General features: G+C 40.0%; 11 protein-coding genes. 9 read left to right on the forward strand and 2 right to left on the reverse strand.

Annotation, left to right across the window (positions count from 1 at the left end):
* A partial coding sequence (gene xerD, locus AC1DRQ_RS26610) for a site-specific tyrosine recombinase XerD (RefSeq protein ID WP_477428417.1) occupies positions 1-903 on the forward strand: 903 nt, incomplete at its 5' end.
* A 202-nt stretch (positions 904-1,105) separates the two neighbouring features.
* Positions 1,106-1,444, forward strand: a complete 339-nt coding sequence (locus AC1DRQ_RS26615) for a hypothetical protein (RefSeq protein ID WP_429401082.1) — start codon at positions 1,106-1,108, stop codon at positions 1,442-1,444.
* Between the two features lie 13 nt (positions 1,445-1,457).
* On the opposite strand, the gene prmC is transcribed toward AC1DRQ_RS26615, so the two are convergent.
* Entirely contained in the window at positions 1,458-2,330 is an 873-nt protein-coding gene (prmC, locus tag AC1DRQ_RS26620) for a peptide chain release factor N(5)-glutamine methyltransferase (protein WP_477428420.1), read from the reverse strand.
* A gap of 33 nt (positions 2,331-2,363) precedes the next feature.
* On the opposite strand from prmC, the gene ribD reads away from it, so the two are divergent.
* The 5 genes from ribD to bioB all read left to right on the forward strand — a co-directional run bounded on the left by ribD (position 2,364) and on the right by bioB (position 7,590).
* Positions 2,364-3,419: a bifunctional diaminohydroxyphosphoribosylaminopyrimidine deaminase/5-amino-6-(5-phosphoribosylamino)uracil reductase RibD gene (gene ribD / locus AC1DRQ_RS26625; protein WP_477428422.1), complete on the forward strand. Its 1,056-nt coding sequence runs from the start codon at positions 2,364-2,366 to the stop codon at positions 3,417-3,419.
* Entirely contained in the window at positions 3,419-4,279 is an 861-nt protein-coding gene (locus AC1DRQ_RS26630; RefSeq protein ID WP_477428424.1) for an EamA/RhaT family transporter, read from the forward strand. Before ribD ends, AC1DRQ_RS26630 begins: the two co-directional genes overlap by 1 nt.
* An 8-nt stretch (positions 4,280-4,287) precedes the next feature.
* Complete coding sequence (locus AC1DRQ_RS26635) at positions 4,288-4,902, forward strand: IMPACT family protein (protein WP_477428426.1); 615 nt, start codon at positions 4,288-4,290, stop codon at positions 4,900-4,902.
* Between the two features lie 188 nt (positions 4,903-5,090).
* The gene (mgtE, locus tag AC1DRQ_RS26640; RefSeq protein WP_429401072.1) at positions 5,091-6,446 is read left to right on the forward strand and encodes a magnesium transporter; all 1,356 of its coding nucleotides are present in this window, start codon (positions 5,091-5,093) and stop codon (positions 6,444-6,446) included.
* A 142-nt stretch (positions 6,447-6,588) separates the two neighbouring features.
* Positions 6,589-7,590 (forward strand): biotin synthase BioB, encoded by a 1,002-nt coding sequence (gene bioB, locus AC1DRQ_RS26645; protein ID WP_429401070.1) that lies wholly within the window; start codon positions 6,589-6,591, stop codon positions 7,588-7,590.
* 183 nt (positions 7,591-7,773) lie between these two features.
* Here bioB and AC1DRQ_RS26650 read toward each other — a convergent pair whose 3' ends face one another.
* On the reverse strand, positions 7,774-8,265 hold the full coding sequence (locus AC1DRQ_RS26650; RefSeq protein WP_429401068.1) for a YajQ family cyclic di-GMP-binding protein: 492 nt from the start codon (positions 8,263-8,265) through the stop codon (positions 7,774-7,776).
* 189 nt (positions 8,266-8,454) lie between these two features.
* Between AC1DRQ_RS26650 and ppk1 the strand changes: the two genes are divergently transcribed.
* Together ppk1 and AC1DRQ_RS26660 are read left to right on the forward strand one after the other, a co-directional pair.
* Positions 8,455-10,506: a polyphosphate kinase 1 gene (ppk1, locus tag AC1DRQ_RS26655; RefSeq protein WP_477428429.1), complete on the forward strand. Its 2,052-nt coding sequence runs from the start codon at positions 8,455-8,457 to the stop codon at positions 10,504-10,506.
* The coding region (locus AC1DRQ_RS26660) for a Ppx/GppA phosphatase family protein (RefSeq protein ID WP_477428431.1) at positions 10,503-10,933 on the forward strand (431 nt) is incomplete at its 3' end. The genes ppk1 and AC1DRQ_RS26660, both read left to right, overlap by 4 nt.

Consider the following 10,933-nt stretch of genomic DNA (forward strand, 5'->3'; position numbering starts at 1 on the left):
CAATTGGAGTGGCGTTCGGCAATAAAAGGTTTTCAAGCCTATTTGAAGTTAGAGAAATCGCTGGCCGATAATTCTATTGAAGCTTATGGCAGGGATATAGAAAAACTATATCAATTTTCTGATTTACAAATAGTTAAATTAAAGCCAGAAACAATTGCTTTAGGTGATTTGCGCGAGTTTATTAACTGGGCAATTAACCTGGGTATGATCCCGTCATCACAGGCCAGGGTATTATCGGGCATTAAAGCTTTTTATAAATACCTGTTGATGGAAGATCTTATCAAGATCGATCCTTCGGAACTACTGGAGTCGCCCAAGATACAACGCAAACTGCCTGACACACTGAGTTATCAGGATATCAACAAACTCATAGCCGCCATTGACGTATCTAAACCAGAGGGTGCACGTAACAAAGCCATACTCGAAACATTGTATGGCAGCGGCTTAAGGGTGTCTGAATTAACAGAGCTTAAACTATCAAACCTTTACCTGGATATTGAATTTATAAAAGTGACCGGCAAAGGGAATAAAGAGCGACTTGTACCCATTGGAGCCGAGGCTATCCGTGCCCTGAAAATATGGATAGAAAATGTACGTGTACACATTGCCATAAAAAAAGGTGAGGAAGATATGGTTTTCCTGAACCGCCGGGGATCAAGATTAAGCCGGGTATATATATTCCTAATGATCAAAGAGCTGGTTGAACTTACCGGTTTAAAGAAAACCATAAGTCCGCATACGTTCAGGCATTCATTTGCCACTCATTTGGTAGAGGGGGGCGCCGACCTTAGGGCCGTGCAGGAAATGCTGGGCCATGAGAGCATTACCACCACCGAGATATACACCCACCTTGACAGGGAGTATCTGAAAAGCACCATCAGCCAGTTTCATCCCCGGAGTTAGTTGCTTTAATCAATACATTGTAGTATTTAACGGCAATTTCATATCATTTCAGGTATTCTTTGATAGATAATTGCTATTTAATTCCCCTTATTGTGGCGGGATTTACACAGGTTAGGTATAGAAATTAATTAACTCCACACTGTTCTGAGTATAAGAAGGTTTCGGCATTACGCTTGATAATATTAATTAAAAATTAATACATATGGCAGATTATTTAGGGGAATTAAATGAGCTAAAAGTTCTATTTAATGATTTAGGTAATTATTCGGCAACCAACGCCTATATGCTTCAAATACTTTTAGAGCGTTATGACGGTGTAGTTGAACAACTATTTAATATTAATAACAAAGTATTCAGATCATCGGTCGAAATCATTAGTGAAGTGGAAGTTGATCTTGGTTTTATGGCAAGTAATGAATTGCCATCATTTAAAAAGAAAATGCTTTTTGAAAAAAATAAATTTAAGTTAAAAGTAGCAGTCAATAATGATATAAGCAAGTACGGACATTATAAAATGATCGAACAAATTATTTATAACTAAGTAGAATGCGTCACTAAATTATAGCTTTAATCATTCTATCCCTGCCACTCATATCTTTTCTCAACTCTGTGCTTATAAAGCCTTTATCTTTTAATAGTTTAACTGTTTCCTGGCCATAAAGCTCGTTGATCTCAAAAAACAACAGGCCGTTTGGAGTAAGGTTTAATAATGCAAAATCAGCGATGGCTTTGTAAAATACAAGCGGGTCATGCTCGGGAACAAACAATGCCGTATGTGGCTCAAAATTGGTCACGTTGGTATGCATTTGTTTTTTATCGTCTAAAGTAACATAAGGGGGATTGCTGATTATGATTTCGGATTTCGGAAGTTTGATTTCGGATTTAATAATAAGGATATCTGTTTTAATAAAGCTAACCTCAACCTCATTTAATTCGGCATTTTCCTTTGCGGTTTGTAATGCCCCTTCAGATATATCAATCGCTGAAACCTGTGCTTGCGGTAAGTTCTTTTTTAAACTAATGGCAATACAACCGCTACCTGTACCAATGTCAAGGATGTTACCAGTAAACTGAGAACCGGCAACTGGCAACCGGGTACCCGCCACTGATAAAATCCACTCCACCAGCTCCTCCGTTTCGGGGCGGGGGATCAGCACGGATGGATTTACCTTAAAGGGCAGACCATAAAACTCAGTTATGCCTAAAATGTACTGAATGGGTTCGCCTGTTTGTAATTGGGTAAGGGCATTTTTTAGCTTTTGCGTTTGTTCAATGCTTAGTTCCCTTTCAGGAAATGCTTTAATCGACGCTTTTGACAGTCCACTTATTTCACTGATGGCTAATAAGGTAATGGCTTGGATCTCCTTAGTTTCATAAACCTTGTTCAGCTGTTTGTAATCTTCAAAAACATCCTTAATAGTAATCATGCAACAAAGTAACATAAAAGCTACTTTTGCAGCATGGTTAAACATGAAAAATATATGCAGCGCTGCATTGAACTTGCCGAACTGGGCATGGGGCTGGTGAGCCCCAATCCTATGGTTGGTGCAGTTGTAGTTCATGATGGCAAAATAATAGGCGAAGGCTATCACCATAAATATGGCGAAGCTCATGCCGAAGTGAATGCCATTGCACAGGTAACCAGCAAATTTGAAAACTCAGCCGAATTATTAAAACAGGCTGTAATTTATGTTTCTTTAGAGCCATGCGCCCATTATGGTAAAACACCACCATGTGCCGATCTGATCATTAAACATCAGATCCCCTTAGTAGTAGTGGGCTGTCGCGATCCATTTGAACAGGTTGATGGCAAAGGGATTGAAAAGCTAAAGGCAGCAGGTATTGAAGTGATTACAGGAGTGCTGGAAAAGGAATGCCAATGGCTTAACCGTCGGTTTTTTACGCGGGTACAAAAACACCGTCCATACATTATATTAAAATGGGCACAAACCAATGATGGTTTTTTTGCACCTGGTGATGGCAGCCAGCTATGGATAACCGGCCAGCAATCGCGTAAGCTGGTGCATAAATGGCGCAGCGAAGAGGATGCGGTATTAGTAGGTAAAAATACGGCTGCTGTAGATAACCCTCAGCTAAACGTGCGTTACTGGGAAGGCAGATCACCTAAACGAGTAGTGATTGACAGGCGGCTGGAATTAAATAAAGACTTAAATATATTTGATCAATCAACTGATACATTTGTATTTAACGAGGTTAAGTTTGATGCGGATGGCAGAAATAAATATATAGCCCTGGAAGATTTTGACCGGTACGTACCCCAGTATATTTTATACCAGTTATATCTGCAGGATATTCAATCTGTAATTATTGAAGGTGGGGCACATACCCTGCAAACTTTTATAGAAGCCGGCTTATGGGATGAAGCCCGTATTTTTACCGGTAAAATTGTTTTAAAAAATGGTATAAAAGCACCACAAATAACAGGTATAATTGCTGACGAATTTCCATCAGGAGATGATGGTCTACAAATAATATATAACAAGCCAATTATATAATGCTATACGTTTTTTTAAGTATTTGCTGCAGTGTTGTAGTTTCTGTTTTGTTAAAGCTTGCCAAGCGTTACCAGATTGATGTTTTTCAAGCCATCACCTGGAACTATTCCATGGCTATATTGCTTACCTGGATATTTTTTAAACCGCAGCTTTCACACTTGCAGGGTGCGCCTATTTACAATTACCTGGGGCTTGGATTATTATTACCCCTGGTTTTTTGGTTTATTGCTTTCTCTATCAGGCTCACCGGTATTGTGCGTACCGATGTGGCGCAGCGTTTATCGTTATTTATCCCTGTAGTTGCCTCATTTGTGTTGTTTAGTGAAGCACTTACCAGTTTAAAAATTGTAGGCATAGCGCTTGGTTTTATCGCCATCATATGCTCCATTCCGTGGCAGCAAAAAAGCCATGGAAACAGAATAACCAAATTTTCATGGTTTTATTTGCTCGTGGTATTTGTTGGTATGGGTATTATTGATGTGTTATTTAAAGAGATAGCCCTGTTTAAAGGCTTGCCTTATACCACATCATTGTTTATTGTGTATATACTGGCTTTTGCTATAGCTATGGCCGGGTTACTTTACCWGGTTGCCACCAAAAAAACAAAATTCTCGTGGCCGCATATTTTTATTGGCTGGATATTGGGCGTGGCCAATTTCGGCAACATACTTTTTTACCTGAAAGCCCACCAGGCCCTGTCAAATAATCCTTCAACCGTTTTCTCGGCCATGAACATTGGCGTTATTGCTGTGGGTACACTGGTTGGTTTAGTCATTTTTAAAGAGAAACTTAGCTGGCTCAACAAAGCAGGTGTTGTTATAGCTGTTGTGGCTATCATAGTTATCTCCTATGCTAAATAGAATTTTTAATGCTCTTTGACGATACTTACAAAACCATAGAAAAACCAACCGAAAGTATATTCCGCGACCGGGGCAGTAAATTCCTGGGTTATGCTTATCCTATAAACTCCGAAAACGATATCAAAACCATAGTGGCTAAACTAAAAACCGAACATCCTAAGGCTAATCATCATTGCTGGGCCATGCGTTTAAGTATCGACAGATCGGTATTTAGGGTTAATGATGATGGGGAGCCATCGGGTACAGCTGGTCGCCCAATACTCAATACCTTGTTATCCCGCGATCTGACTAATATTCTGGTAGTTGTGGTGCGATATTTTGGTGGTACACTGTTAGGGGTACCGGGTTTAATTAACGCATATAAAGTCGCAACGGACGAGGCGCTTAACCAGGCGGTCATTATCCATAAAACTGTTAATGATATTTATACCATTAAATTTGACTACCTGCAAATGAATGATGTAATGCGCATCATTAAAGATGATAACCTGACCATCATTCATCAGCAGTTTGATAATGATTGCAGTATACAGGTTTCCATTCGCAAAACGCAGGTTGAGCAAACGCTAATGAAAGTCAGCAAACTAAGCGGGGTTATTGCTAAATATGACTACAGCCTGTAATACCCAGCCCCTGGGTCATGCCGAATTTATTTCGGCATCCCATATGTAAGGTAAAACACTTATATAGTCGACATATCCTGTGAGATGCCGAAACAAGTTCGGCATGACTTCCTATTCTATATTTTACACTTATTTTAATGCCTTTTTAATTCCCTACTTACTGCATAAAATAACTATTTTAGTCGCATATGCAATCATTTGAAATCGATAAAACCGATCTGCTCCGCATAAAAGCCGCCCTGGAAGGCGATGATGCTGAGTTAGAGAAAGTTCTGCAGGGATACCACGCCTCTGAGATTGCTATATTATTTGAAAAACTTCCGCAAGAAGCCAAAGAACGAATCATCAATATTCTGCCTACCGACGTTGCATCAGAAGTAATTTCGGAAATGGATGAAGAACATCACCCGGAAGAACTATTGGTGAACCTTCATCCCGAAAAAAGATCTGAGATAGTTGAAGAGCTGGATTATGATGACGCGACTGATATTATTTCGCAGTTGGATGAGCAACAGCAGCATGAAATACTAAAGGATATTGACCAGGAAGATGCCAGCAGCATCCGCGCTCTGTTAAACTATGATGAGGACACGGCCGGTGGTTTGATGAATTCTGAAATTATCAAGGTAAATATTAACCTTGATAAAAAGGGTGCATTAGACGAGATCATCCATCAATCTGAAGAGATGGAAGAGCTATATACCATTTATGTGGTTGATGATCATGACATCCTGAAAGGCATCCTATCCATAAAAACAATTATTAAGGCAAAAGCCGATGCTAAGGTAAGCGACCTGGTACAAACCAACTTTGTATATGTAAAAGCTGATGTTGACCAGGAGGAGGTTGCCCGTTTAATATCGCAATATAACCTTACCAGTATCCCCGTTGTTAATGACGACATGAAACTGCTGGGCCGTGTTACGGTTGATGATATCATCGACGTAATGGAAGAAGAGAACACCGAGGATATATTGAAGATTTCGGGTGTATCAGAAGATGAAGAATTGAGCGGTAACTGGCAGGACGCGGTAAAAAGCCGTTTACCCTGGCTGGTGATCAATTTAGGTACAGCATTTTTGGCAGCATCCATCATTCGTGATTTTGATTCTACCGTAGCCAAGCTTTCAGTTATTTCGGCATACATGACCATTATTGCCGGGATGGGAGGTAACGCCGCTACGCAAGCGCTGGCTGTTACAGTAAGACGTATCTCGCTGAGCGACCTGAGCGATAAACAGGCCTACAATACGGTGCTGAAAGAGTTTTTGGTAGGCATGATAAATGGCGGAGCCAATGGCTTGATCGTTTTTTTAGTGGCTTATTTTTACGATGCTAATCCTTTGCTTGGTTTGGTGCTGTTTTTAGCTATGACGGGCAACCTGATCATCGCCGGCTTAACAGGCGCGTCTATTCCTCTGATATTAAAGAGGGTAGGGATCGACCCGGCGGTAGCATCATCCATCATTATCACCACATTTACTGATTGTATAGGTTTTTTATTGCCGCTTTGGCTGGCTACAAAGCTTTTATTACATCAGTAGGGAAAGTTTTGAGTGACCAGTTTTGAGTGTTGAGTGAATTGATCCATAAGTCTTTAAAATTACTAAGAACTCAAAACTCATTACTCACCACTTGCTATTCCAGCTTTTATTATAAATTTGAACCATCAAAATTAGAAACAGAATGACTGAGGTAAGATACAACTGGACGAAAGAAGAAATAGCTGAAATATATCATACTCCACTGCTTGACCTTGTTTACAAGGCCGCAACCATCCATCGTGAAAATAAGGATTATGCCGAAGTGCAGATCAGTTCGCTGATCTCGATAAAGACCGGTGGATGTCCCGAGGACTGTGCTTATTGCCCGCAGGCAGCACGTTACAATACCGGGGTTGATGTACATGCCATTATGCCAAAGGAAGAAGTTTTGGCCGTAGCTCAAAAAGCCAAAGACGGTGGTGCTTCAAGGTTATGTATGGGCGCTGCCTGGCGCGAGGTGCGTGATAATAAAGATTTTGACAAGGTGATTGAGATGGTGAAAGCCGTGAATGGCCTTGATATGGAAGTTTGTTGTACCCTGGGTATGCTTACCGAAAGCCAGGCGCAACGTTTAGCTGATGCGGGCCTGTATGCCTACAACCATAACCTGGATACCTCTAAGGAGGACTATAAGCGTATTATATCAACCCGTACATATGATGACCGGCTGCAAACGCTGGAGCATGTACGCAAAGCAAAAATTACCGTGTGCAGCGGTGGTATTATTGGTTTAGGCGAAACCGTGGAAGACCGCGTATCTATGTTACATACTCTGTCAAATTTGCCTAAGCATCCGGAATCTGTTCCGATCAATGCATTAGTACCTGTTCAGGGAACCCCATTGGCTAACCAGCCACGGGTGTCTGTTTGGGATATGGTGCGCATGGTTGCTACTACCCGTATCATCATGCCCAAAACTGTGGTGCGTTTATCTGCAGGTCGTACCGAAATGAGTGTAGTTGAACAGGCATTTTGCTTTATGGCTGGCGCTAATTCTATTTTTGCCGGTGAAAAACTTTTGACTACACCAAACCCATCATTTGATACTGATATGGCTATGTTTGAATTGCTGGGTTTATCACCTCGCAAGGCTTTCAAGAATGGTCGCCCTAATGAGGTTAAAGAAGTGGAAGTTGCGGGCTAAACCGGTATTCCAGGTAAGAAGATATAAAACACAAAGAGGCGCATAAATGCGCCTCTTTGTGTTTTATATCTTAAACGTGTCATGCTGAACTTGATTCAGCATCTCTCTTGCAATGTATGCTATGCTGGCCACCTGTTCCGTGGGATGCCGAAATAAATTCGGCATGACTAAATTATTATATAATTAATCCCGCATGTTTATAAATTGCAATGGCTGCCCAAAGTCTTCGCCGCGGCATAAGCTGATCACCGATTGCAGGTCATCTATTTTTTTACCCTGAACACGTACCTGATCGTCCATAATGGAGGCCTGCACCTTTAAACCGCTGTCCTTTATTTTTTTAACTATTTTTTTGGCGGCTTCTTTATCAATGCCTTCCTTAACTTTTATCTCTTTACGTATCATATTGCCCGATGCGTATTGCTCTTTTCCAAAGTCTAAAGCCTTAGAGTCAAGATGCTGTTTTACCATACGACCGATGATAGAATCCTGAATTGCTTTTAAACGCATATCATTTTCGGTAACAATAGTTATCTCGTTGGTTTTTTTATCAAGGTCAATCGTACTTTTCGAGTCGTTAAAATCGTAACGGTTCAATATTTCCTTTTTTGCAGTATTGATAGCGTTGTCAAGGGTCTGCCCGTCTATCTTGCTTACTATATCAAATGTTGGCATAAGTAATGGATTTATAAATGTTTACAAAACTAATGTATTGTAAACATTTATATAGTGTGTAAATTTAATTTGTTTACATAGTGCAATAAATAATAATGAATAAAAACCCTATAAATACCAATGAGTTAATATTAAGTTAACAAATAAATAAGCAGTTTTGTAAAAGTGGGCCCTGAGCGGGCAATTTATATGGATAAACAGGTTCCCTTAATAAACAGAGAGATAAGTTGGTTATATTTTAATGACAGAGTTTTACAGGAAGCTGCTGATCCAACTGTTCCACTAATTGAACGGGTTAAGTTTTTGGCTATATTTTCGTCCAATCTTGATGAGTTTTACCGTGTTAGGGTAGCAACGCTGAGCCGCCTGGCCAATTTGAATGAAAAATCAAAGGAGATACTGGGATACAATCCTAAAAGGATACTGAACCAAATAAAAAATATTGTAGTAAAGCAGGAGCGTAAGTTTAACAACCTATATGAAAATATCATTGTAAAAGAGCTTGCCGAAGAGAAGATATTTTTGCTGAACGATAAGCAGCTTAACGTAACCCGCGGGGCGTTTGTTAAAAGCTATTTCAGGGAGAAACTGCTGGCTACCCTGGTACCTATCATGCTTGATGACTCCCTGCCTTTACCCGAACTGCGCGACAGGGCGATTTATTTTTTTGTAAAACTTACCAAAAACAAAAAATCAAGGTTCGCGCTCATTGAGTTTCCTGACACCCTGTCGAGGTTTGTGGTACTGCCCGAAACTAATAAACTGAAGTTCATTATCCTGCTGGATGATATTATCAGGTATAGTTTGGAGGATATATTTTTCATTTTTAACCATGACAATATCGAGGCTTATTCTTTACAGCTCACTCGTGATGCGGAGCTTGACCTGGATAAAGAAGTAAGCGATAAATTTATTGATTCACTATCCAAAAGTTTGCAAAAGCGTAAAAAAGGTAAACCCATGCGTTTACTTTATGATACCGATATGCCTATGGATATGTTAAAATACCTGGTAAACAAAATGGGCCTGCATGGCGAAAGTCTTATACCGGGCAACAGGTATCATAATTTCAAGAATTTTATTTCGTTCCCTAATGTTGGCCGACCCGAGCTGGAATACAATAAGTACCCGCCCTTGCCGGTTGAGGATCTGTCTTTTGGTAAAAGTTTAATTGGGTTAATTGCTAAAAAAGATTACCTGGTGAGCGCACCATACCAGTCATTTGATTATATCATTCACTTTTTACGCGAAGCTGCTATTGATCCAAAGGTTAAAGAGATCAGTATAGCTGTTTATCGGCTTGCCGAAAATTCAAGGGTAATACATGCGCTCATCAATGCTGCAAAAAACGGCAAAAAGGTACACTGCCTGGTTGAGCTCAGGGCCCGTTTTGATGAGCAGAATAATATATTCTGGAGCAACAGGCTGGAGGAAGAAGGCGTAAATGTACTTTATGGTGTTGCCGGTTATAAGGTACACTCTAAAATATGCCTGGTTACCCGTATCGAAAAACGACAGCCTGTTCATTATGCGTGCTTATCAACCGGAAACTTCAACGAAAAAACCGCCACAATATATGCCGACCATACCCTGTTTACGGTTAATAAAAAGATCACCGATGACCTGGTTGTGGTTTTTAAAGCATTGTATAAAAATACCTTGCCTAAGGGCTTAAAGAATTTAATTGTTTCGCCAATTGATTCAAGACCGGCTATTTACAGGTTGATAGATAACGAAATAAAAAATGCAAAGGCTGGTAAACAGGCATACATGATCCTGAAAATGAATAGCCTTGCTGATGAAAGTCTGATCACTAAGCTATATCAGGCCAGTAATGCCGGTGTTAAAATAAAGATGATCATAAGGGGTATGTGCTGCCTCATCCCCGGCGAAAAGGGTTACAGCGAAAATATTGAAGTAATAAGTATAGTTGATAAGTATCTGGAGCATGCCAGGGTGCATATTTACTGTAATGACGGCCACGAATTATTGTATTTAACATCTGCCGATTTCATGACCCGTAATATTGATAACCGGATAGAGGTTGGCTTCCCGGTATATGACGAGGAATTGCATAAAGAAATTAAAGATATTATTAATATTCAGCTGCGTGATAACACCAAGGCCCGTGAAATAAACAGCAACAATACCAACAAATACCACAAAACAAATTCTGCCGAAGCTCATCGCGCACAAATAGAAATATATAATTACCTCAAATCTAAAAACACAAAAAATTGAGATACGCCGCTATAGATATAGGTTCAAATGCAGTAAGGCTGCTAATTGCCGACATTATTGAAAACAATGGTTCGGTTTCCTTTAAAAAGAATACACTGATAAGGGTTCCGTTACGATTGGGCGACGATGCATTTATACAGCAGCATATTTCTGAAAGAAAAACTAACGATCTTGTAAAATCAATGCAGGCGTTTAGGAATCTGATGGATGTTTATAAGGTGACAGATTATCTGGCCTACGCTACATCGGCCATGCGCGAGGCTGAAAATGGAGAAGACGTAGTAAAGTTGATAAAAGAAGAAGCCCGTATTGACCTGGAGATCATTCATGGTTCAAAAGAAGCTAAGGTTATTTATGCAAGCCATGCAGATCAAAATATAGATAAAAGTAAAAATTATCTGTACATTGACGTAGGCGGGGGTAGTAC

It is taken from the genome of Mucilaginibacter sp. P4_E8 (assembly GCF_056401495.1).

What these genes read in the sequence shown, in the direction of transcription:
- AC1DRQ_RS26650 (WP_429401068.1), bottom strand. Translation starts at nt 8,265, where the DNA reads ATGCCAACATTTGATATAGTAAGCAAGATAGACGGGCAGACCCTTGAC.
- bioB (WP_429401070.1), top strand. Translation starts at nt 6,589, where the DNA reads ATGACTGAGGTAAGATACAACTGGACGAAAGAAGAAATAGCTGAAATA.
- prmC (WP_477428420.1), bottom strand. Translation starts at nt 2,330, where the DNA reads ATGATTACTATTAAGGATGTTTTTGAAGATTACAAACAGCTGAACAAG.
- AC1DRQ_RS26635 (WP_477428426.1), top strand. Translation starts at nt 4,288, where the DNA reads ATGCTCTTTGACGATACTTACAAAACCATAGAAAAACCAACCGAAAGT.
- AC1DRQ_RS26615 (WP_429401082.1), top strand. Translation starts at nt 1,106, where the DNA reads ATGGCAGATTATTTAGGGGAATTAAATGAGCTAAAAGTTCTATTTAAT.
- ppk1 (WP_477428429.1), top strand. Translation starts at nt 8,455, where the DNA reads ATGGATAAACAGGTTCCCTTAATAAACAGAGAGATAAGTTGGTTATAT.
- mgtE (WP_429401072.1), top strand. Translation starts at nt 5,091, where the DNA reads ATGCAATCATTTGAAATCGATAAAACCGATCTGCTCCGCATAAAAGCC.
- ribD (WP_477428422.1), top strand. Translation starts at nt 2,364, where the DNA reads ATGGTTAAACATGAAAAATATATGCAGCGCTGCATTGAACTTGCCGAA.